The organism is Amycolatopsis sp. NPDC051061, assembly GCF_040682935.1.
Taxonomy (GTDB): domain Bacteria; phylum Actinomycetota; class Actinomycetes; order Mycobacteriales; family Pseudonocardiaceae; genus Amycolatopsis.
In genome coordinates, this window is the sequence record NZ_JBFBBZ010000010.1 from 1 (window position 1) to 21,333 (window position 21,333).

A 21,333-nucleotide genomic window follows, 5' to 3' on the forward strand; every position below is an offset into this window, starting at 1 on the left:
AGGCCGAGCCGGCCACCAGGCGCCCGCGCTCCGACTCGGGGAACCGGTCGAGCACGGCGCGCAGCTCGCCGGCGCTGAGGTTCGCGCCGAACGCTTCGGCGCCGGGCTCGAGCCGGACGCCCTCGGCCAGCGGGCCGGCGAGCAGCGGGTCGAAGCCGAACGCGTCGACCAGGTCCGCCACGCGGGCCACGTCGGCAGGGTCGTCGCCGGCGATCGCGATCGCCTTGCGGCCCGGCGTCCCCGCGGGGCGGGCCTCGTCTTCGAGGTCGTGGTAGCCCATGTGGTTGAACGCCTTCACGACGTGCGAGGCGTCCAAAAAGGACTGGACGGTCGAGCTCGTCGACACGAGCAGGTCGTCGCGGACGCCGTCGACCTCCCACCAGTAGTTCATCGCGTCGATGACGAGCTTGCCGGCCAGTGCCCCGGCCGGGATGGTGCGGTACTTGCCCAGCGGCAGCGCCAGGAGCACGACGTCCGCCTTGACCGCCGCCTCCTGCGCGGTCGTCGCGATCGCGCCGGGCGTGAGGACGTCCACGGTGAGCGCGATCTTCTCCGGCGCGCCCGAGCCCGCGACGAGCACGTCGTGCCCGGCGGCGAGCGCGAGCCGGGCGAGGACAGTGCCCACCTTGCCCGCGCCGAGGATCCCGATGATCATTTCTCCTCCGAAAGGATGTCGCGCACCATCGGGATCACCTGGGTGCCGTACAGCTCGACGGCGCGCAGGCGGGCGCTCGCCGGCTGCGAACCGCTGGAGTAGATGAGGTCGAACCGGCCGACGCCCAGCTCCGCGACCGCGCCGGCGATCTTGCGGGCGACGGTCTCGGGGGAACCGATGTACAGCGAGCCGTGCTCGATCTCGTGGTCGTACTCTTCGCGCCGGATCGGCGCCCAGCCCCGCAGCGCGCCGATCCGGTCGCGGAGCACGCGGTAGCGCGGCCAGAACACCTCGCGCGCCTGCTCGTCGGTGTCGGCGACGAACCCGGGGGAGTGCATGCCGACCGGGTGCGCGGTGGTGCCGAACTGCGCGGCGGCCCGGCGGTACAGGTCGAGGTAGGGCGCGAACCGCCCCGGCGGCCCGCCGATGATCGCCAGCATGAGCGGGAGGCCGTGGTGGGCGGTCCGGATGACCGACTGGGGCGAGCCGCCGACGCCGACCCACGTCGGCAGCCGGCCGGAGTCGGTCTTGGGGTAGACGTCGGCGTCCGCCAGCGACGGCCGGAGCTTCCCGGTCCAGGTCACCGGTTTCTCGTCGAGCAGTCGCACGAACAGGTCGAGCTTCTCCTCGAACAGCGCGTCGTAGTCGCTCAGGTCGTAGCCGAACAGCGGGAACGACTCGGTGAACGAGCCCCGCCCGAGGATGACCTCGGCGCGTCCGCCGGAAAGGGCGTCGACCGTCGCGAAGCGCTGGAACACGCGGACCGGGTCGTCCGAGCTCAGCACCGTGACACCGGAGGACAGCCGGATCCGCGACGTCCGGGTGGCGATGCCGGCCAGCACGGTCTCGGGGGTGGAGATCGAGTACTCGGGGCGGTGGTGCTCGCCGAGCGCGATCACGTCGACGCCGATCTCGTCGGCGAGGACGGCTTCGTCGACCACCTGCCGGATGGCGGCGGCGTGGGAGAGCGGGTGGCCGGCGTCGTCCTCGGGGACGTCGCCGAACGTGTCGAGGCCGAACCGGACGTCAGACATGGGACGGCTCCTTCGCGAGCAGCTCGCGCACCCGCGGCGCGACCTCGCGGCCGAGCAGCTCGATCGTCCGGGCGCGCGCGGCCCGCGGCAGGTGCATGATGTCGTACTTGAGGTCGAAGCGGCTCAGGCGCAGGTCCCGCGCCACGGTCGCGATCTTGCGGGCGACGGTGTCCGGCGAGCCCACGAACAGGGCACCGGTGTCCACTTCGGACAGATACCGGTCCCGGTCCGGTGGGTAGAAGCCGCGTTCGGCGGAGATCCGCGCCACGACCGGCTGCCAGTACTGCCACCACGTCTCGACGGCTTCTTCGTCGGTGTCGGCGACCAGGCCAAGGGAGTGCTGGCCGACGGGGTGCGCCGGCTGCCCGAACTGCTTCAGCGCGCGGTGGTACAGCTCGACGTGGCCGGCGAACCGCTGCGGGCGGCCGCCGATGATCGCCAGCATGAGCGGCAGGCCGTACTGCGCCGCCCGCACCACGGAGTCCGGGCTGCCGCCCACCCCGATCCAGGTGGGGATCCCGCCCGGGCGCATCCGGGGATGCAGCGTCTGGTTCGTCAACGGTGTCCGCACCTCGCCGGACCAGGTGACGCTTTCCTCGCGCTGCAGCCGCATGAAGAGTTCGAGCTTCTCTTCGAAGAGCCGCTCGTAGTCGGCGAGCTCGTAGCCGAACAGCGGGAACGACTCCGTCGCGGACGCCCGGCCGAGGACCAGCTGCGCGCGGCCGTCCGAGACGGCGTCCAGGGTGGAGAACTCCTGGTAGAGCCGAACCGGGTCGTTCGTGCTCAGGACGGTCACGGACGTGCCGAGCTTGATGCGCTCGGTGGCCGTGGCGATGGCCGCCAGCAGCACGGGCGTCGCGCTGTCGTTGTGCCCCTCGCGGTAGTGCTCGCCGACGCTGAAGACGTCCAAGCCCGCCGACTCGGCCAGCCGTGCCTCCTCGACGAGCAGCCGGACGGTCTCCGCGTCGCTCAGCGCACGGTCGCCGTCGGTGGCGACCTCGCCGAACGAGTTCGATCCCAGCTCGATCATCGCCGCTCCTTTGATTGACACGTCAATCATCCTCTCGATATGATTGACGTGTCAACTAGACGGCGAGGTGACCCGGATGACACGACGGCGAGTGCTGCCGACCACGGAGGAGCTGCGCGTCTGGCGCGGGTTCATCGAGACGGCCGAAGCCCTGCGCGTCGAGCTCGGCGCACGGCTGCAGGCGGAGTGCGGGCTCTCGCCGGGGGACTACGCGGTGCTGCTGGCCCTCAGCGAGGCCGAGGGCCGGCGGCTGCGGTCGTCCCAGCTGGCCGACGACGTCGGGTGGGAGCGCAGCCGCCTGTCCCACCACCTCGGCCGGATGGAGAAGCGTGGCCTGCTCCGGCGCGAGGAATGCGCGACCGACAACCGGGGTGCCGAGGTGGTGCTGACGCCGGAGGGTTCGGCGGCTTTCCGGAATGCGACGGTCCCGCACCTGACGGCGGTCCGCGAGCTGTTCGTCGACGCGCTGACCCCGGAGCAGCTCGCCGCGGCCGGCGAGATCGCGGCGGCGCTCCGGGTCAAGCTCGGCTAGGGGTCGTGGGTGAGAACCGTGTTCTCACCCGGTTTCCCGATCACGACCGGCGCGCTAGAGGCCGTACGTCTTCCCGATGATGTCGCGCTGGATCTCGCTTGTGCCGCCGTACACGGTGGACACCACCGTCGACCGCAGGAGGCGTTCCATGCCGTACTCGGTCGCATACCCGTAGCCGCCCATCATCTGCATGCCGTCGAGGGCCATGGCCTTCGCGAACTCCGTCGCCTTGAGCTTCGCCATGGATGCTTCGCGCGGCAACGGTTTCCCGGCTGACGCATCGATCTTCCGGGCGACGTCGTGCACCAGCAGGCGGGTGCACGCCAGCTCGGTCGCGTGGTCGGCGATCCGGTGCCGCAGGGCCTGGAACGACCCCACCGGACGGCCGAACTGCCGCCTCTCGCGCACGTAGGCCACCGTGTCGTCGAACGCGCGGCGCGCGGTCCCGAGCATCAGGGCCGCCAGGATCATCCGCTCGAGGTTCAGCCCCGCCATCAGCTGCCGCCAGCCCTGGCCGACGTCACCGATCACCGCGTCCGCGGGCAGTGTGCAGCCGGTGAAGTAGAGATCGTTCACCTCGCGCCCGCCCATCGTGTCGATGCCGTGCACGGCCAGGCCGTCGACGCCGGTCGGCACCGAGAACATCGTCAGGCCGTCGTGCTTGCCGCCGTCGGCGGACGTGCGCGCGACCAGCAGGATGTGCCGGGCGAGGTGCGCGTTGGAGCACCACGTCTTCTGCCCGTCGATCACCCAGCCGCCGTCCTGGCGGACCGCCTTGCACGTGAGGGCGCCGACGTCGGAACCCGCACCGGGCTCGGACATCGAGACCGCGAGCACGTCGCCGCGAAGGAAGTCGCCGAGCACTTCGCGCTTGCGCTCCTCCGAAGCGAACTTCTCGTACGACGCCGCGGTGATCACCGACGTGCCGAATCCGCCGATGGGTGCCTGGTGGTAGGCCGTCGTCTCCAGGAACAGCACCAGGTCCAGCATCCCCTGGCCGGCCCCGCCGTACTCCTGCGGGACGGCGAGGCCGAGCCAGCCGAGGTCGGCCATCTTCCGGTACAGCGCGTCGTCGTGCGGAGTGGTCCGGTCGCCCACCTCCCGGCGGCAGAAGTCGTCGACGGCGGCGACGAAGTCGCGTTGCTCGGTGGTCAGGCTCACGAGTGCTCCCGGCGGTTGTAGAGATACAAGGCTACGTGATATGTATCTTTATATCTCCGTGCTCGGAACTCAAGGAGGAGTTCGTGGCGAAGCTCAGCAGGCGCAAGATGTTGATCTCGGGCGGCACGCTGGGGGCCCTCGGCGCGCTGAGCGTCGCCACCCCGGCGCACGCGCGAACCCTGATGAACTGGACGTGGTCGCCGAGCGGCTCGGTCGCCGGGTCCGGGCCCGGCGCCGATCCCCGTTGGGTCTGGGACGAAGAGGCCGACCCGCTGGTGGCCTCCCTGCTCGACCGCGGGGACGTGCCGGAGGTCAACCGGCTGTTGCGCGGCTGGAAGCGCAACGACCAGCCGCTCCCGGACGGGCTGCCGGCGGACCTGCGCGCGTTCATGGAACAGGCGCGGCAGCTGCCGTCCTGGGCCGACCCGGGGAAGCTGGAGGCGGCGGCGCAGTTCACCAAAACGCGCGGGCTGTACCTCAACCTGCTCAACGGTGTGGGCGGCGGCATGCTGAGCACCGCCATCGTCAAGGAGGCCCGTTCGGTCTATTACTCCAAGGGCGGGGCGGACATGGAGGACCGCGTCGCGAAGACGAGCATGCTCGGTTTCGCCGTCGGCTCCCTCGACGCCTACCGGCCCGGCGGGACCTGCGCGGTCCAGGCGGTGAAGACCCGGCTCGTCCACGCGGCCGTGCGGCACCTGCTGCCGCAGTCGCCGGACTGGACCGGCGACGTGCCGATCAGCCAGAACGACATCCTGGTCACCTGGCACACGCTGCCGACCTTCGCGATGCGCAAGATGCGCGAGTGGAAGGTGCCGATCAAGCCCGCCGACTCCGCGGCCTACCTGCACGTGTGGCAGGTGACCGCGCACCTGCTCGGCGTCCGCGACGAGTACGTCCCCGCCACCTGGGACGCGGCGAACGCGCAGTCCGACCAGGTACTGCCGCCGGCCATGGCGCCGACGGGGGAGGGCGTCGAGCTCACCGACATCCTGCTCGGCCAGCTCGCCGAGCAGACGAGCCCCGCGAGCATCAGCCGTCCGCTGTGCAACGCGCTGGCGCGCTACCTGGTCGGGGATCAGGTGGCCGACTGGGACGGCATCCCCCGCGAACCGCTCTGGGGTCCGGCGGTCGCCCTGGCCTGGCCGGCGCTGGTGGCGTTCCGGGAGGGGCTGCTCCCGCTGCCGCTGGTTCCCGAAGGGGCGTGGGTCCTCGACGAAGCGGTCCGGCAGTACATCCTCTTCTACCTCACCAAGGGCCAGGGCACGACGATCGACATCCCCCAGATCAACCGGCCGAGCTGAGCGGGTGGCGACGAGATGGGTGATCCTTTCGGGCGACGGCGGTTCCTCGGTTTCGTCCTCGCGGCGCCCACTTTGGTGGCCGCCGCGGAGCTCGGCCTCGCGGAGACGACCGAAGCGGCGGCGCCGTCCCCGCAGATCACCGGCCTCTTCGACCTCAACGACGTCCTGACCCTCGCCGCGGCCCCGACGTCGGGCCTGGTCACCGTCGAGGTCGGCCGGGACGGCACGGTGTCGTTCGCGCTGCCTCGCGCCGAAGTCGGCCAGGGCATCACGACGTCGACGGCGATGCTGATCGCCGAAGAGCTGATCGTGCCGGTGGAGGCGGTCCGCGTGACGCTGGCCGACGCGCGGCCGGACCTGGTGTTCAACCAGCTCACCGGCGCGTCCAACACGACCATCGCCACGTACACCCCGATCCGGGTCGCCGCGGCGCTGGCCCGGGACCGGCTGCTGCGGGCCGCGTCCGCCGAGTTCGGCGTGCCGGTCGCCGGGCTGACGCTTGCCGGCGGGGTGGTCACCACGCCGTCCGGTGACCGCGTCGGGATCGGTGCTCTCGCGGTGAAGGCCGCGAGCACGCGCACGCTGCGAGTGCCGGTTTCCCTTACCCCGCGCGAGAAGTTCACCGTGATCGGCACGTCGCACGGCCGCGTCGACGCGCGGGCGGCGGTGACCGGGGCCAAGAAATTCGCGATGGACCTCGGCGTCGACGGCGCGCTGCCGGCGATGGTGTGCCGCGCGCCGACGATCAACGGCACCGTCGGCTCGGTGGCCAACCTCGCCGAGGTCCGGGCTCTGCCGGGCGTCACCGACGTCGTCGTGATCTCCACCGGCGTCGCGGTGCGGGCGGCGACGTTCGGGCAGTGCATCGACGCCGTGCGGGCCCTGCGCGTCACGTGGAGACCCGGGACGGTGGAAGGGAAGTCCGACGACACCGTGCTGCGGGAGCTGGCGGCGGCCGAACTGCCGATCGGGCTTCCGCCGCCGGTGCCCACGCTGGAAAGCCGGTTCACGTTCCACTTCCGCGGCAACAGCGCGCTGGAGCCGAACTGCGCGGTGGCCGACGTGCGGCCCGGACGGGCGGAGATCCGGGCGTCGCTCAAGTCGCCGATCGTCGCCCGGCAGACGATCGCGGCGAAGCTCGGCCTGCCCGTCGACGCCGTCACCGTGCACGTCGTGGAGGGTGGCGGTTCGTTCGGCCGCAAGCTGTTCTTCGACGCCGCACTCGAAGCCGCCGAGGTGTCGCAGAAGGTCGGCAAGCCGGTCAAGCTCATGTGGCACCGCGCCGACGACGCGCGCCAGGGCCGCACGCACCCGATGGCGACGTCGCGGGTGCGCATCTCGTACGCGGGCGACACCGTCCTCGGCTACGACCAGCGCCACACCAGCGTGTCCACCGACCTCGGCCACGGGTTCGGCGAGGTCGTCACCGCGCTCGCGGCGCAGCTTCCGGTGGGGGACATCGGGTTCTCCGAGACGTTCTTCCAGCTCAGCCAGGCGCTGCCGTACCGCTTCGGCGTCACCACCCAGCTGCTCGCCGAGACCGGAAAAGGCTTCAACACCGGCAGCATGCGCAACGTCTATTCACCGGACGTCGCCTGCGCCCGCGAACTCATGGTCGACCGGTTCTGCGTCGAACGGGGCAAGGATCCTCACCGCTTCCGGCGCGGTGTCCTGCCCGACGACCGTTCGCGGGCGGTGCTGGACGCGGTCGCCGGCGCCGGTTCCTGGGGACGGCCGATGCCGTCCGGTACCGCCCAAGGCATCGCCTTCCACGCGGAGTACCACTCCGTCAGCGCCGCGCTGGTGGAGATCGACTGCCGGCCCGGGACGGTGAACCGGCCGATCCGTGACGGCGTCGCCGGGCCACGGGTCACCAAGGCCGTGTTCGCGGTCGATGTCGGGCTCGCCGTGAACCCGCTCGGCCTGGAGGCCCAGATGACGGGCGGGATCATGGACGGCATCGCGCTGGCCCTGACCTCGAGCCTGCACCTGAAGGACGGCCACTTCCTGGAAGCCAGCTGGGACAACTACTTCTACACGCGGCAGTGGAACACGCCGCCGGACGTCCGGGTCATCGTCATGCCGAGCACTTCGGACCGGCCTGGTGGGGCCGGGGAGCTCGGGGTCGCCGCTTCGGTGGCGGCGGTCGCGTGCGCGTACGGCCGCGCCACCGGGACCATGCCGACGACCTTTCCGATCAACCACTCGACGCTGTCTTTCGAGCCCAAGCCGACCGTCCCGCCGGTGCCCGCGTCGCCGACCGACGGTCTGCGCCACGCCTTCTGAGGAGCCCGCCGATGCCCGCATACACCTTCCGCGTCAACGGCGAGCAGGTGACCGTCGACGTCCCCGGCGACGTGCGCCTGCTGTGGGTGCTGCGCGACGTCCTCGGCCTCACCGGGCCGAAGTACGGCTGCGGCATCAACGTCTGCAAGGCGTGCACCAGCCACCTCAACGGGAAGGCGGTGAACCCGTGCGCGATCCCCGTCTCCGACGTCGGGCCGGACGACGAGGTCACCACGATCGAAGGCCTCGCGACGGGGGAGGACCTGCACCCGATGCAGCAAGCGTGGCTCGACCACGACGTCGCCCAATGCGGTTACTGCCAGCCGGGCCAGATCATGGCCGCGGTCGCGCTGGTCCGGCGGGTGGCCGCCGAGAACCGCGAACTCACCGACGCCGACCTGGACGGCCTGCGCAACATCTGCCGTTGCGGGACCTATCCGCGGATCCGGGCGGCGATCCGGGCGGTCGCTCAGGCCTCGAGCATGGGGACGAGGTAGCGGCGCGCGAGTGCGGCCGGCTGCTCCTCGTCGTCGAGGTCGATGACGTGGCTGGGGATGGCGAGGAAGGAGGCGGAGAGCCGGACCATCAGCTCGGCCACGACGTCGGCGTCCAGGCCGGCCGGCACGTTCCCGGCGTGCTGCTCCTGCCGGAGCTGGCCGGCCACGAACTCCCGCACGGTGGCCAGCGTGCGCCCGTCGTCGGTGATCATCGACGACGCGAGCAGGCCCGGTTCCGCGGCGATCAGCCCGCCGATCAGCGGGTTGCCGCGGATGGCGCGCAGTGAGCTCACGAAGCCGAGCACGACCCGGTCGGCGACCGTCTCGGCCTGCTTGATCTCGACGAGGAACCGGTCGAAGTAGCGGCGGTACTCGCGGCGCACGACGTGCTCGACGAGCGTGTCCTTCGTCGCGAACCGCCGGTAGACCGTGATGCGCGACAGCCCGGCCCGCTTGGCGACGTCTTCCATCGTGGACCGCTGGATGCCCATCCGGCAGAACTGCTCGTAGGCCGCGTCGAGCACGCGCACGCGGATCTCGTCGGCGTCGCCGACCTGCTCGACGGCGTCGATGTACGCGCGCTCCAGCAACGACTCCGCGCCCGGCGCGGCGGTGAACGGCGACCCCACGGATTCCACAGCCACCTCCTGATCCTTCCACCCTAGGTCTTGTGACCGGGAGCACGACATGCTCTGATACAGAGAGACAAGTCGCGTATCAATGTACCTGAACGCTCGAGCATCACTGTCGATTTCGGCTCCGGAGGAGAAGCGATGGCCAAGGACGAAGTCAACCGGCGGCTCGCGTTGAAGCGCGGCGGGGCGCTGGGTGTGCTGGGCGCGGTGACCGTGGCGTCGCCGGCGTTGTGGACGTGGCCGGCGGCGGCGTCGGTCGCCCGGACCGGCGCGGGCGCGGATCCCCGCTGGGTGTGGGACCCGGAGGCCGACGTCCTGCTCGCGTCGGTCATCGACCGCGGCGACGTGCCGACGGTGAACGCGCTGCTGCGGACGTGGAAGAAGAACGGCCAGGCGCTGCCCGGCGGCCTGCCCGCGGACGTGCGGGACTTCGTCGAGCGGGCGCGGCAGCTGCCGTCCTGGACGGACCAGGGCAAGCTCGCCAAGTCGTTCGCGTTCACCGAAAAGCGCGGGCTCTACCTCGGCGTGCTGTACGGCCTGGCCAGCGGGATGATGAGCACGGTCATCCCGCACGAGGCGCGCGCGGTGTACTACTCCAAGGGCGGCGCGGCCATGAAGGACCGCATCTCCAAGACCGCCAAGCTCGGCTACGACGTCATGACGCGCAATGCCTTCGCGGCCGACGGCGAGATGATCGTGACGTGCGTGAAGACCCGGCTGGTGCACGCCGCGGTGCGCCACCTCCTGCCGCAGTCGCCGCAGTGGACGGGCACCGCGGACCAGACGGTGCCGATCAGCCAGCGGGACATGCTCGTCACGTGGCACAGCCTGCCGACGACCGTGATGGGCAAGCTGACGTCGTGGGAGGTTCCGATCCCGCGGGCGGAGTCCGACGGGTTCCTGCACTCCTGGCAGCTGACCGCGCACCTGCTCGGCATCATGGACGAGTACATCCCGGCGTCGTGGCCCGAGGCGAATTCCCAGGCCGAGCAGATCCTGACCCCGGTGCTGGCCCCGACCGACGAGGGCCTCGCCCTGGCCGACATCCTGCTCAACCTCGGGTCCACGGTGGACGGTGGCGTGCTGAGCACGCACGTCCTCGGCGCGTTCACGCGGTTCATGCTGGGTGACCGGATCGCGGACGGGCTGCGCATCCCCCGCGAGCCGGTTTGGGACCCACTGCTGGACGTGGCGTGGGGCCCGTTCATCGCGGTCCGCGAGGGGCTTCTGCCGTTCCCGCTGGCCCCGGCGGCGTACTGGACGTTCGACGAGTTCCTCCGCCAGGCGGCGCTGCTGTTCCTGTCGGAGGGGAAGCCGATCAGCATCGAGATCCCCGACGCGAACCGCCCGTCCTGACCGCGTGTCGTGAGTGTTCAGCCGGGTCAGAACCCGGCTGAGCACTCACGACGCGTCAGTCCAGCATGGCGTTCTTCGTCTCCGGGGCCCACTTCACCGACACCACGAGCCCCACCACGAGGACCAGCGTCAGGATCAGCATCGTCGGGGAGAAGCCGATTCCGTCGAGGGCGAGCGGCAGCAGGAACGTGCCGATCGCCGAGCCCACGCGGCTCAACCCGTTGAGCAGCCCTACGCCCGAACTGCGCAGGTCCGTCGGGAACAGCTCCGGCGGGTACACCTGGTCGAGGTTGACCGCCGCCGACATGGTGAACGTGAAGACCAGGAACAGCGGGAACAGCAGGGCCGTCGGGGCGTCCGGCCAGAGCGCCATCGGGGCCATCGTCACGATCAGCACCACGAACGACCAGATCGTCAGGCCGCGGCGGGTCATCTTCGCCACCAGCCACAGGCCGCCGAAGCTGCCCAGCAGCAGGAACAGGTTCAGCACGCCGTCGCTGGTCGTGTCCTCCTCGCCGATGCCGATCTTGAGCAGCACCAGCGGCAGGAACGTGTAGATCGCGAAGTACGGGATGACCTGCGCGTTGTAGAAGATCGCGCCGAACGCCGTGGCGCGCCGGTACTGCTTGCCGAACAGCTCGCGGTAGCGCGCCCGCCGCTCCGGGCGGTGGGTGGCCACCAGCTGCTCGAACGCGGCTTCGTCGCCGCGCAGCCGGCGCACCACCGCGCGGGCTTGGTCGAGGCGGCCCTGCGTGAGCAGCCAGCGCGGGGACTCCGGGACACCGATGCGCAGCAGCACCACGGCGATCGCGGGGACGCAGCTCGTCGCCAGCAGCCAGCGCCACGAGTCGCCGCCCAGGGAAACCAGGTAGTTGCCGAGGAAGAACGCCGCGACGTAGCCCACGGTCCACAGCACCGTCAGGGACGCCAGGAGCCCGCCGCGGTACTTGCGGGGGACGAACTCCGCGACGAGCGTCGGCCCGAGTGCGTAGTCGGCGCCGATCCCGATGCCGATCAAGAGCCGCAGGACGAACAGCTGCACCGGATCCTGGACGAAGAACTCCGCGGCCGACGCGACGGCGATCAGCAGGAAGTCCAAAGTGTACAGTCGCTGGCGGCCGACCTTGTCCGCCGCCCAGCCGACCAGCACGCTGCCGAGGAAGATCCCGATCAGCGCCGACGCGCCGAGCAAGCCCTCCCAGACCGCGCCGAAGCCGAGCGACGAAGCGATCACCGGCAGGGCGATGCTGATGATGCCCAGCTCGTAGCCGTCGGAGTAGTTGGCGCAGAACGTCAGCGCCGTGATGCGGAGGTGGAACCGGTTGAGCGGGACGTCGTCGAACGCGGTGACCCCTTCACTCGGGGAGGAAGAGGTCTTGCTCTGCGGCATAGTCTTCGAAGCCTTCCAGTCGTTGCCGGGCCGTGGCGCCGGCCGCGTCGGCCATCGCCTCGACCAGCGCCACGGTCAGCGAGACGACCGCGGCGTGGGAGTCGAACACGAACTCCGACGCGACGCCCGCGCTCAGCACGTCGTCGGCGAGCGGGGTGAGCGCCGTGACGGGCCGGTCCGTGATCAGCAGGGTGCGCAGGCCGAGCGCGCGGGCCTGCTCGAGCGCGGCGGCGCTTTCCCGCGGGTAGCGGGGGAGCGCGACCAGGACCAGCGTCCGCGCGCCGCACCGGTGGGCGTGGCGCAGGGAGTCGCCGAAGACGCTGCCGGAGTCGGTCAGCAGCCGGACGTCCGGGTGGATCTTCGTGGCCAGATAGGCGAAGGACGCGGCTTGCGCGGCGGAGACGCGGTAGCCCGTCACGACCAGCGGGACGGACTCCATGAGCTCCGCCGCGATTGTGCGCAGCCGGGTGTCGTCGGTCAGCTGCGCCCGCAACGCGCCCAGGGTGCGCAGGTCCGCGTCGATGGCGTCCTGGAACTTGTTGCCGCCGCACTCCGGCTCGGGCTCGGCCGCGGCCTCGCGCAGGTAGCGGCGGAACCCGGCGTAGCCGTCGAACCCGAGCAAAGCGACGAACCGGGTGACGGAAGGTTGGCTGACCTGCGCGTACTCGGCGAGCTCGGCGCTGGTGAGCGCCACGGCCTCGGCCGCGTGGTCGGCGAGGTAGCTGGCGATGCGCCGCTGCGCCGGGGTCAGCCGGTGGGCGGTGAGCAGCTCGTGCAGCGACCGGGACACCCGGGTCTCCGTCCTTGTGTGAATCAGTAGTTTCATGTCACCTTAGGAATGAATGAAAACTTGTCAAGAGAGGTGGCGATGACCGACACCAACCGCATCGAGATCAGCGGAACCGGCCTCCGCTGCGCCGACGTGGTGCGCGTGGCCCGGCGCAGCGCGTCGACGGAGCTCGGCGCCGACGCCGTGCAGAGGGCGGAGTCGAGCTATCAGCTGGCCGTCGAGCTGGGCGCCAAGCGCGCGGTGTACGGCCGCACGACCGGGGTCGGCGCGAACCGGCACACCGTCGTCGACCCGGAGTCGGCCGACCACCACGGCCTGCGCCTGCTGCGCAGCCACGCGGGCGGGACCGGCGAGCCGCTGCCCGACGACGCCGTGCGCGCGGTGATGGCCATCCGCCTCAACCAGCTCGCCGCCGGCGGCAGCGGCGTGCACCCGCGGCTGCTGGAAGTGCTGCAGACGGCGTTGCGCGTCGGCGCGCTCCCGCACGTCCACTCGCGGGGCGCGATCGGCACCGGCGACCTCGCCCAGCTCGCGGAGATCGCCCTGACGCTGGCGGGGGAGCTGCCGTGGGCGGCGGGTGACCTCGACCCGGTGGCGATCAGCCCGGGCGACGCGCTCGCGTTCATCTCCAGCAACGCCGCCACCCTCGGCGAGGCGGTGCTCGCGTGGCACGACCTGAGCCGGCTGCTCGCCGCGAGCCACGTCGTCACGGCGCTGACGTTCTGCGCGCTCGGCGGCTCGGCCGAGGCGTACTCCGAGCGCGTTCACGCCGCGCGGCCGCACCCGGGCGCCGTCCGGTGCGCCGCCGAGATGCGGCGCCTGCTGACCGCGGCCGGCGACCTGCCCGAGGGGCGCCGGCTGCAGGACCCGTTCGGGCTGCGCGCGTTCCCGCAGGTGCAAGGGCCGGCGCTGGACGCCGCGGCCGCCGTCGAACGGGTGCTGGCGATCGACATCAACGCCGCCGCGGAGAACCCGCTGATCGACGTCGAGACCGAGCAGGCCTACCACCACGGCCAGTTTTCGACCGCCCACGTCGCGCTGGCCTTCGACCAGCTGCGGGCGGCGCTGCACCACGTCGCGGAGCTGTCCACGGCGCGCCTCGGCGACCTCGTGGAGCCGGACCTGAGCGGGCTCCCGCCGTTCCTCGCCGAGGGGCCGGCGGGCAGCTCGGGGATCATGATCCTGGAGTACGTCGCCCACGACGCGCTGGGCACGCTGCGGCACGCGGCCTCGCCGGTCACCCTCGGCACGGCCGTGATCTCCCGCGGGCTGGAGGACCACGCGAGCTTCTCCACGCACGCCGTCCGCAGCACGGTCGCCGCCACCGCCGCCTACCGCACGGTGCTGGCGTGCGAGCTGCTCGGCGCGGTGCGGGCGCTGCGGCTGTCCGGCGGACTGCTCCCGGACACGCCGCTGCGGGAAGCGTTCCGCCTCGCCGACGGCGGCCTCCCGCACATCCCGGAAGACCACCCGCTCAGCGCGGAGATCAAGCAGGCCGAGCGGCTCCTCGACCGGCTCGCGGTCCTCTGAGACCGGCCCCGGAGCCGGGTGATGCCCCGCCAATCACGCGGGATGCCCGTCCGATCACGCGTGATGCCTTCCGGGACACGGAGTTCGCTCAGAGGCCGCACGCCTTGGTCAGCGCGGTGACCTGTTCGGTCTTGCGCTGCACCCAGTTCGCGGGGCCGGTGACGAGGTCGTCGACCGTGGTTTCGCGCAGCGTGGTCGCCAAGGACCCGATCGCCTCGCCGGCCGTGGTGTTCCCGGCCCGCTCCGCGAGGTCCGCCAGCTCCCGGCCGGCCGCGTGCGCGCGGTCCGCCGCGGCCTGCGGGTCGCCGAGATCCGGCGTGGCGGTGGCGATCCGCACCGCTTCGGTGCACACGCCGACCGTCGTGGCCGCGTTCCCGACCTGGTCCGCGGTTTCGGACGCCACGCCGCACGCCGTGAGGGTCAGCAGGAGGCCACTGACGATGGCTGCCGTCGTGAGTCGTTTCATCGGGTTTTCCCTTCCGGAGAAGCCGTGCGCGTCTTGAGCAGGCTGGCGACGACCGCCGTCGCGAGGATCAGGCCGACCACACCCAGTGAGAGGCCCGTCGGGATCTTCCAGATCTCCAGCAGCAGCATCTTCACGCCGACCCAGACGAGGACCAGCGCCAGGCCGATTTTGAGGTAGACGAACCGGTGCATGAGGTCCGCGAGCAGGAAGTACAGCGCGCGCAGGCCGAGGATGGCGAACGCGTTCGACGTGAACACCAGGAACGGTTCCTGCGTCACCGCGAAGATCGCCGGGATCGAGTCGACCGCGAAGACGATGTCGGTGACCTCGATCAGCACCAGCACCGCCAGCAGCGGCGTCGCCACCCAGCGGCCGGCCTCGCGGACGAGGAACTTCTTGCCGTGGTGGACCTCCGTCGACGGCACGATCCGGCGGAAGACCCGCAGGACGACGTTCTGGTCGTAGTCCACGGACTCCGAGCGGTGCACCGCCATCCGGATGCCGGTCAGGACGAGGAAAGCGCCGAACACGTACAGGATCCAGGCGAAACTGGCGAGCAGCGCCGACCCGGCGGCGATGAACACCGCCCGGAAGACCAGCGCGCCGATGACGCCGTAGAACAGGATGCGGTGCTGGTGTTCGCGAGGCACGGCGAAGTAGCCGAAGATGATCGCGAACACGAAGACGTTGTCGACGGCCAGGGACTTCTCGATCACGTACCCGGCGAAGTACTGGCCCGCGAGCTCCGCGCCCCAGACCCACCACACGACGGCACCGAACGCGACGCCCAGCGCGACCCACACGCCGGACCACGTCAGCGCTTCGCGGACGCCGACGACGTGCGCCTTGCGGTGGGCGAACAAGTCGACCGCGAGCATGAGCAGGATGACGCCCAGCACGGCGGCCCAGGCCCAGAAGGGGACGGTCACAGCACATTCCTCCGGTTCGGTGGCGAACCGGAGGTCTCCCCGACCACGCGAACGTGGTGCCGGCACCGGGTCTGCGCAGTGGCAGCCGGATTGACGATGCCGGACCGGGCGGGTACTCCCCTCCGTCTCCTCCAGAATGACGAACTGCGCTTCGTCTGTCAAGTGTGGACGGCTAAGCTGCTCCCATGGCCACGTGGACGTTCCTGAGCAACCACGCGCACGTCCTGCTGTGCCTGGCGGAGGATCCGGACCACCGGCTGCACGACATCGCCGAGCGCGTCGGCATCACCGAGCGTGGCGTGCAGCTGATCCTCGCGGACCTGATCGCGGACGGCTACGTCGAGCGCGACCGCGTGGGCCGCCGCAACCACTACACGATCCACCCGGAAAGCCGCTTGCGCCACCCGCTGGAGGCGCACCACCGGGTGGCGGAGCTGGTCGAGGCTCTCGGCCCGGTTCCGGGTCACCAGCCGAACCGCTGACCGCCGTCGATGTCGTAGGTCGCGCCGGTGCGCCGTGTTCGTCATCAAGCGCACCGCCGGTTGACCACTGATCACCCGCGGGTACACCCTGGTCGGGGAAGGTGATGACGATGGCCGGACCCGAAGAGCCGATCGAACCCCAGGGACACGCGGCCGGCGTCCCGTACGACTGGCGCCGCCCGAGCGCCAAGCGGTTCCGGGCCCGCGTCTGGAACCCGGCCGACCGGCGGTTCTGGACCCCGAAGTCGTTCGGCTGGGGTTACGACCTGAACTTCTACTGGGTCGCCCACCCGCTGCGCTACTTCCGGCGCTGACCGTCACTCCAGCAGCGGCACCGCGAGCCGGAAGCAGGCGCCTTCACCCAGGACGGTCTCCAGCTCGACGTCGCCGCCGTGCGCCCGGGCCAGCGACCGGGCGATCGACAGCCCCAGACCCGCGTCCGCGCCACCGGACCGGGTCCGGGACCGGTCGGCCCGGTAAAACCGGTTGAACACCTTCGCCGCTTGCTCGGCCGTCATGCCCGGGCCCTCGTCGGCCACCTCGAGCACCGCTCGGCCCGCCGCCGTGCCGACGCCGACGCGGACGGGCGTGCCCGGTGGGGTGTGGGCCGCCGCGTTGCCCACCAGGTTCGTGACCACCTGCCGCAGCCGGGCTTCGTCGCCGTCGACCGGGGCCGGGCCCGGCAGCCCGATCCCGCCCGGTCCGGTCAGGGAGACCGGGCGGGACGGATCGAGGGCCCGCAGGTCGTGGCGGGCGTCGCCGGCCAGGGTGCGCAGGTCCATCGGCGCGCGGTCGAGCTGCTCCTCCGGCGCCTCGTCGAGCTGGGCGAGCAGCAGCAGGTCCTCGGTGAGCGCGGTGAGCCGGGTCGCTTCGCGGTCGATGCGGCGCATCGCGTCGTCCACATCGGACGCTTCGGGCAGCGCCCCCATCCGGTAGAGCTCCGTCGAACCCTTGATGCCGAACAGGGGCGTGCGCAGCTCGTGACTGACGTCCGCGACGAACGTGCGCATCCGCGCTTCGGACGCCGCCCGGTCGGCGAAGGCCTCCTCCAGCTGGCCGAGCATGGTGTTGAGCGACGCCGCGAGGTGCCCGATCTCCGTCCGGGGCGGCGCGAGGACCGGCACGCGCCGGGTGAGGTCGCCGCCGGCGATCGCGGCCGCCGTGTGCTCGATGCGGCGCAGCGGCCGCAAGCCCCGGCCGAGGGCGAACCAGCCGGCCACGGTCAGCACGACCAGCAGCCCGGCCCCGGTGACCAGGCTGCTCACCCGCAGCTGGGTGATCGTGGCGTCGGCTTCGGCGAGCGGCGCGGCCGAAACCACCGTCCCGCCCCAGTGGACGGCGGGCCGCGCGAGGGCCCGCCAGCGTTCCGACCCGTCGGCGGCCGGCAGGTCGACGGCCGTCCCGTCGGTGGGGACGGTGCGCAACGCGTCGAGGGGCGGCAGCGCCTGGCCGGCCACCCGCGAGGAGTGCAAGCCGCCGGCCACCGCGCCATCGGCGTCCAGGTAGACGAAGTACGGCGTGCCGAACAGGTCGAGCGCGGGGTCGAGGAGGTCGGGACGCACGGCGGGCTGCCCGGCCGGCGGGGCCGCGGCGAGGGAGATGAGCTCGGTCATCGAGCGCAGCTGGCCGTCGAGCCGGTCGAGCTGGAAGCGCTCCAGCCGATCGGAGACCAGCGCGCCGGCGAGGGTCAGGCCGGCCAGCAGGAGACCCGCGGTCAGCAGCAGCAACCGGGCCCGCAGCGACAGCCGCCTCACCGCCGGGGCTCCCGCAGCACGTAGCCGACGCCGTGCACGGTGTGGATCAGCTTGGGCTCCTCGGTGTCCACTTTCCGGCGCAGGTAGGAAATGTAGGTGTCGACGATGCTGGCGTCCCCGCCGAAGTCGTCGCGCCACACGCGGTCGAGGATCTGCGCCTTGGACACCACCCGGCCGGCGTTCTCCATCAGGTAACGCAGCAGCCGGAACTCGGTGGCGGACACGCGCACGGTCCGCCCCGCACGCGTCACCTGGTGCCCCTCGCCGTCGAGGGCGAGGGTGCCGACGGTCAGCACGTCGGCCGGGTGGCCCGCGGTCCGGCGGAGGATCGCGCGGATCCGCGCGATCAGCTCCGCCAGGTCGAACGGCTTCGTCACGTAGTCGTCGGCGCCCAGCGACAGGCCGGTGACCTTGTCGGCCTGGCCGTCCCGCGCCGTGAGGAACAGGACGGGCACCGGCCGGCGCTGCTCGCGCAACCGCCGGACGACCTCGAAGCCGTCCATGTCCGGCAGCATGACGTCCAGCAGCACCAGGTCGGGCGGCTCTGCGGTGGCGGCGGCGACGGCTTCCCCCGCCGTCGCCGCCGACGTCACCCGGAACCCGGCGAACCGGAGCGCGGCGGAGAGCAGCTCGCGGACGGTGGCTTCGTCGTCCACCACCAGCAGCCGCTCGGCACCGCCGCGGGACGTCATCGCTTCCATGCCCGCGAGGATACGGAGATCGCGTCGGCCAGCAGGCAGCCCGCGAACCCGGCGATCGCGCCGGCCGCGAAGGCGAGCAGCGGGTTCGCCGTGAGCCGCGCGTCCAGGACCGGGACCGAGAAGCCGAACGCGGACACGGCGATGTCGACCGAAACGCGCGAGAGCAGCGTCAGGACGGCCGATCCGCCACCCGCCACCGCGGCGACGACCGCCGCCCGCCGGAGCGGACCGCCGGACCGGCGGACGGCGACGGCGATGCCGCAGCCCAGCAGGAGCGCGCCGGACGCCCAGAACCCCGGCGTGAAGTTCCCGAGGTCCGGAACGCAGGTGAGCGCGCCCGTCGTCGCCACCGTCCACGGCACGCCGAGACCCAGCAGCACGGCACCCCACACCAGCTGGGGGAGGGCGAGCAGGACACCCCCGGCCGCCGCGGCGCCGCCGAACGCCCAGGCGGCGGCCAAGCACACCACGGCGAGCCCGGCCGACGGCCACCGTGCGACGCGGAAAACCGTTGCGACGACGGGGAACCGCGTGATGAGCCAGCACGCGCCGACGACCACGAGCGCCCAGCCGATCGCGCCCAGCACCGCCGGTCCGGCGGGCACGGAGAATCCGGCGTCCAGGTGGCCGGGCAACGGGAGGCGCGACCCGCCGGAAAGGCAGCCCGCCGGCCCACCGGTGCCCGTCGGCAGCGCGAGTTTTCCCTGCGCCGGCAGCGTGATCGCGGTCAACCCCACCGGGAAAGCCACCGCCGCCGCGGCGCCGCGGACGAGCAGCCCGCCGTCGCGGCGACGCAGCAGCAGCCATCCCAGGACCACCGCCCCGGCAAGGGAAACCCCCAGCGGGATCACGTGCAGGTCGCCGTGCAGGGCGACCGGGAGCCCGCCCGCCGGCATCGCCTCGACGTCCACCGAACCGCCCACGGCCAGCGCGACGACCGCCGCGGTGAGCCCGGCGCCGCCGGTGCCGAGCAGCGCCAGGCCGGCCGCCGCGACGCCCGCCATGGCGAGCAGCGCGGCGGCGGCCGCGGCCAGGCCCCGGGCCACCTCCCGCATCAGACGTCCCGGCGCCGGAAGACGGCGAACGCGACGGCCAGCACGACCGCGACCCCGAGGCACATCCCGCCCAGGTTCAGCCAGGGGTGCGGGAACTCCGGGTCGGGGACCGTCGTGAGGACCGCGGCCGGGCCGAGCGTCGGCCAGTAGTGGAAGATCCAGCGCAGCCACACCGGGAAGAGGCCCGCGACGCCGGGCATCAGGAAGACGATCCCGACGAGGATGGCCAGCGCGCCCGCGGTGGCCCGCACGAGCGTGCCGAGCGCGATCGCGAGCAGCGCGATCGCCGCGAGGTAGAGCCCGCCGCCGGTCACGGCCGCGAGCACACCGGGATCGCCGAGCCGCGCGTGCGGCACGTCCTTCGCGGTCAGCACGGCTTGGCAGAGCAGGAACGCGGTGAACATCAGCACCTGGCCCGCCACCACGGCGACGCCGACGGCCACGACCACCTTCGCCGCCAGCAGCCGGTGCCGGCGGGGCGTGGCGGTCAAGGACGTCCGCATCAGCCCGGTCGCGTGCTCGCCGGTGACGGCCAGGATGCCCAGCACCCCGATGACCAGCTGCGCGACGACGTAGCACTTCAGGCTGAAGGCGGTGGGATCCCAAGCCCGCGGATCGTCGGCGTACTGGCTCCCGGCGGCGTTCGTGGTGAGGGCCGTGATGCCGAGCCCGACCACGAGCAGGCACGCCAGGGTGTACCAGGTCGAGCGCAGGCTGCGGAGCTTGATCCACTCGGCGTGGAGGGAACGGGCGAAACTCATGCGACGGCTCCCTCGTACTCGACGCTGTCCTTGGTCAGCTCCATGAAGGCGTCTTCGAGCGAGACGCGCTGCGGGGTGAGTTCGGCGAGCGCGACGCCGTGGTAGGCGGCCAGCTTGCCGACTTCTCCGCTCGTCATGCCGGAGACGACCAGCGAAGCCTCGACGCCTTCGCGCACGGTGGCTCCGGCCGTGGCGAGCAGGCGCGCGAAGCCCGTGTCGGGCGTGCGGACGAGTACGGTGCCTTCGCCGCGCACGAGTTCGCTGACGGCGGTGTCGGCGACGAGCCGGCCGCGGCCGATGACGACCAGGTGGTCGGCGGTCTGCGCCATCTCGCTCATCAGGTGGCTCGACACCAGCACGGACCGGCCCTCACGGGCCAGGGAGCGCATGAAGTCGCGGATCCACCGGATGCCTTCGGGGTCCAGCCCGTTCACCGGCTCGTCGAAGATCAGCACGCGCGGGTCGCCGAGCAGGGCCGCCGCGATGCCGAGGCGCTGGCGCATGCCGAGGGAAAACCCGCCGGCCCGCTTGCCGGCCACGCCGTCCAGGCCGGTCCGGGTGAGCACTTCGCCGACCCGGCGCCGGGGGAGCCCGTTGCTCACCGCGAGCGCCAGCAGGTGGTCGTAGGCCTTCCGGCCGCCGTGGACGGCACCGGCGTCGAGCAGCGCACCGACCTCGGTCAGCGGGACGGGAAGATCGCGGTAGCGGCGCCCGCCGACGGTGACGGAACCCCGCGTCGGGGCGGCGAGGCCCAGGATCATCTTCATGGTCGTGGACTTGCCGGCCCCGTTCGGCCCGAGGAACCCGGTGACCTGCCCGGGTTCGACGGTGAACGACAGATCGTCCACGACGGTGTCGGGGCCGTACCGCTTGGTCAGGCCGCGCACTTCGATGGTGGTCATGGCGGCGAGCCTGGCCCGGCCGCCTGGCCGGTTCCTGGGAGGTTCTGGGAGAACTCTGGGAAATTCGCGGCCGGACGTCGTCG

Annotated in this window: 22 protein-coding genes; 8 read left to right on the top strand and 14 right to left on the bottom strand. The window is 72.0% G+C overall.

From position 1 onward, the window contains the following. From AB0N03_RS15415 to AB0N03_RS15425, 3 genes are all read right to left on the bottom strand, one after another. A partial coding sequence (locus AB0N03_RS15415; protein ID WP_364371017.1) for an NAD(P)-binding domain-containing protein occupies positions 1-655 on the bottom strand: 655 nt, incomplete at its 3' end. Continuing rightward, positions 652-1,689: an LLM class flavin-dependent oxidoreductase gene (locus tag AB0N03_RS15420; protein WP_364371019.1), complete on the bottom strand. Its 1,038-nt coding sequence runs from the start codon at positions 1,687-1,689 to the stop codon at positions 652-654. The genes AB0N03_RS15415 and AB0N03_RS15420, both read right to left, overlap by 4 nt. Next, on the bottom strand, positions 1,682-2,719 hold the full coding sequence (locus AB0N03_RS15425; protein WP_364371022.1) for an LLM class flavin-dependent oxidoreductase: 1,038 nt from the start codon (positions 2,717-2,719) through the stop codon (positions 1,682-1,684). Before AB0N03_RS15425 ends, AB0N03_RS15420 begins: the two co-directional genes overlap by 8 nt. Positions 2,720-2,795: 76 nt before the next feature. Here AB0N03_RS15425 and AB0N03_RS15430 point away from each other — a divergent pair, with 76 nt between their 5' ends. Beyond that, the gene (locus AB0N03_RS15430) at positions 2,796-3,251 is read left to right on the top strand and encodes a MarR family transcriptional regulator (RefSeq protein WP_364371025.1); all 456 of its coding nucleotides are present in this window, start codon (positions 2,796-2,798) and stop codon (positions 3,249-3,251) included. 54 nt (positions 3,252-3,305) lie between these two features. On the opposite strand, the gene AB0N03_RS15435 is transcribed toward AB0N03_RS15430, so the two are convergent. Next, a complete protein-coding gene (locus tag AB0N03_RS15435; RefSeq protein ID WP_364371028.1) occupies positions 3,306-4,412 on the bottom strand; it encodes an acyl-CoA dehydrogenase family protein in 1,107 nt (368 codons plus the stop codon). Positions 4,413-4,495: 83 nt separating this feature from the next. On the opposite strand from AB0N03_RS15435, the gene AB0N03_RS15440 reads away from it, so the two are divergent. From AB0N03_RS15440 to AB0N03_RS15450, 3 genes are read left to right on the top strand one after another with little or no spacing between them, the layout of a single operon-like run. Next, a complete protein-coding gene (locus AB0N03_RS15440; RefSeq protein ID WP_364371030.1) occupies positions 4,496-5,716 on the top strand; it encodes an oxygenase MpaB family protein in 1,221 nt (406 codons plus the stop codon). Positions 5,717-5,731: 15 nt separating this feature from the next. Beyond that, positions 5,732-8,002: a molybdopterin cofactor-binding domain-containing protein gene (locus tag AB0N03_RS15445; RefSeq protein ID WP_364371033.1), complete on the top strand. Its 2,271-nt coding sequence runs from the start codon at positions 5,732-5,734 to the stop codon at positions 8,000-8,002. Positions 8,003-8,013: 11 nt separating this feature from the next. After that, positions 8,014-8,499, top strand: a complete 486-nt coding sequence (locus AB0N03_RS15450; RefSeq protein WP_364371036.1) for a (2Fe-2S)-binding protein — start codon at positions 8,014-8,016, stop codon at positions 8,497-8,499. Here AB0N03_RS15450 and AB0N03_RS15455 read toward each other — a convergent pair. Beyond that, entirely contained in the window at positions 8,472-9,143 is a 672-nt protein-coding gene (locus AB0N03_RS15455) for a TetR family transcriptional regulator (protein WP_364371039.1), read from the bottom strand. The two genes, AB0N03_RS15450 and AB0N03_RS15455, sit on opposite strands and share 28 nt — an antisense overlap. A 129-nt stretch (positions 9,144-9,272) precedes the next feature. Here AB0N03_RS15455 and AB0N03_RS15460 point away from each other — a divergent pair, with 129 nt between their 5' ends. Then, positions 9,273-10,490 (top strand): oxygenase MpaB family protein, encoded by a 1,218-nt coding sequence (locus tag AB0N03_RS15460; protein WP_364371042.1) that lies wholly within the window; start codon positions 9,273-9,275, stop codon positions 10,488-10,490. Between the two features lie 55 nt (positions 10,491-10,545). Here the strand turns inward: AB0N03_RS15460 and AB0N03_RS15465 are convergent, their stop codons facing one another. Both AB0N03_RS15465 and AB0N03_RS15470 read right to left on the bottom strand, forming a co-directional pair. After that, on the bottom strand, positions 10,546-11,880 hold the full coding sequence (locus AB0N03_RS15465; RefSeq protein WP_364371045.1) for an MFS transporter: 1,335 nt from the start codon (positions 11,878-11,880) through the stop codon (positions 10,546-10,548). Next, positions 11,846-12,670: a MurR/RpiR family transcriptional regulator gene (locus AB0N03_RS15470; protein WP_364371048.1), complete on the bottom strand. Its 825-nt coding sequence runs from the start codon at positions 12,668-12,670 to the stop codon at positions 11,846-11,848. The genes AB0N03_RS15465 and AB0N03_RS15470 overlap by 35 nt, the downstream gene beginning before the upstream one ends. A gap of 78 nt (positions 12,671-12,748) precedes the next feature. On the opposite strand from AB0N03_RS15470, the gene AB0N03_RS15475 reads away from it, so the two are divergent. Next, positions 12,749-14,200, top strand: a complete 1,452-nt coding sequence (locus AB0N03_RS15475; protein ID WP_364371050.1) for an aromatic amino acid ammonia-lyase — start codon at positions 12,749-12,751, stop codon at positions 14,198-14,200. 88 nt (positions 14,201-14,288) lie between these two features. Here AB0N03_RS15475 and AB0N03_RS15480 read toward each other — a convergent pair whose 3' ends face one another. Together AB0N03_RS15480 and AB0N03_RS15485 are read right to left on the bottom strand one after the other, a co-directional pair. Continuing rightward, positions 14,289-14,666, bottom strand: coding sequence for a bacteriophage spanin2 family protein (locus tag AB0N03_RS15480; RefSeq protein ID WP_364371053.1), 378 nt, complete (start codon positions 14,664-14,666; stop codon positions 14,289-14,291). After that, positions 14,663-15,595: a TerC family protein gene (locus AB0N03_RS15485; protein WP_364371055.1), complete on the bottom strand. Its 933-nt coding sequence runs from the start codon at positions 15,593-15,595 to the stop codon at positions 14,663-14,665. Before AB0N03_RS15485 ends, AB0N03_RS15480 begins: the two co-directional genes overlap by 4 nt. 185 nt (positions 15,596-15,780) lie before the next feature. On the opposite strand from AB0N03_RS15485, the gene AB0N03_RS15490 reads away from it, so the two are divergent. Together AB0N03_RS15490 and AB0N03_RS15495 are read left to right on the top strand one after the other, a co-directional pair. Beyond that, on the top strand, positions 15,781-16,077 hold the full coding sequence (locus AB0N03_RS15490) for a winged helix-turn-helix domain-containing protein (RefSeq protein WP_364371058.1): 297 nt from the start codon (positions 15,781-15,783) through the stop codon (positions 16,075-16,077). A gap of 110 nt (positions 16,078-16,187) precedes the next feature. Further along, entirely contained in the window at positions 16,188-16,391 is a 204-nt protein-coding gene (locus tag AB0N03_RS15495) for a DUF5808 domain-containing protein (RefSeq protein ID WP_364371061.1), read from the top strand. A 3-nt stretch (positions 16,392-16,394) separates the two neighbouring features. Here the strand turns inward: AB0N03_RS15495 and AB0N03_RS15500 are convergent, their stop codons facing one another. The 5 genes from AB0N03_RS15500 to AB0N03_RS15520 are packed head-to-tail and all read right to left on the bottom strand — an operon-like array spanning position 16,395 to position 21,250. Next, complete coding sequence (locus AB0N03_RS15500) at positions 16,395-17,831, bottom strand: HAMP domain-containing sensor histidine kinase (RefSeq protein ID WP_364371064.1); 1,437 nt, start codon at positions 17,829-17,831, stop codon at positions 16,395-16,397. Further along, positions 17,828-18,523: a response regulator transcription factor gene (locus tag AB0N03_RS15505; protein ID WP_364371655.1), complete on the bottom strand. Its 696-nt coding sequence runs from the start codon at positions 18,521-18,523 to the stop codon at positions 17,828-17,830. The genes AB0N03_RS15500 and AB0N03_RS15505 overlap by 4 nt, the downstream gene beginning before the upstream one ends. Further along, the gene (locus AB0N03_RS15510) at positions 18,520-19,587 is read right to left on the bottom strand and encodes a streptophobe family protein (RefSeq protein WP_364371067.1); all 1,068 of its coding nucleotides are present in this window, start codon (positions 19,585-19,587) and stop codon (positions 18,520-18,522) included. Before AB0N03_RS15510 ends, AB0N03_RS15505 begins: the two co-directional genes overlap by 4 nt. Continuing rightward, positions 19,587-20,348 carry an ABC transporter permease gene (locus AB0N03_RS15515; protein ID WP_364371069.1) on the bottom strand — a complete coding sequence of 254 codons (762 nt, stop codon included), beginning with the start codon at positions 20,346-20,348 and terminating at the stop codon, positions 19,587-19,589. Before AB0N03_RS15515 ends, AB0N03_RS15510 begins: the two co-directional genes overlap by 1 nt. Further along, entirely contained in the window at positions 20,345-21,250 is a 906-nt protein-coding gene (locus tag AB0N03_RS15520; RefSeq protein ID WP_364371072.1) for an ATP-binding cassette domain-containing protein, read from the bottom strand. Before AB0N03_RS15520 ends, AB0N03_RS15515 begins: the two co-directional genes overlap by 4 nt. Between the last annotated feature and the right edge of the window lie 83 nt (positions 21,251-21,333).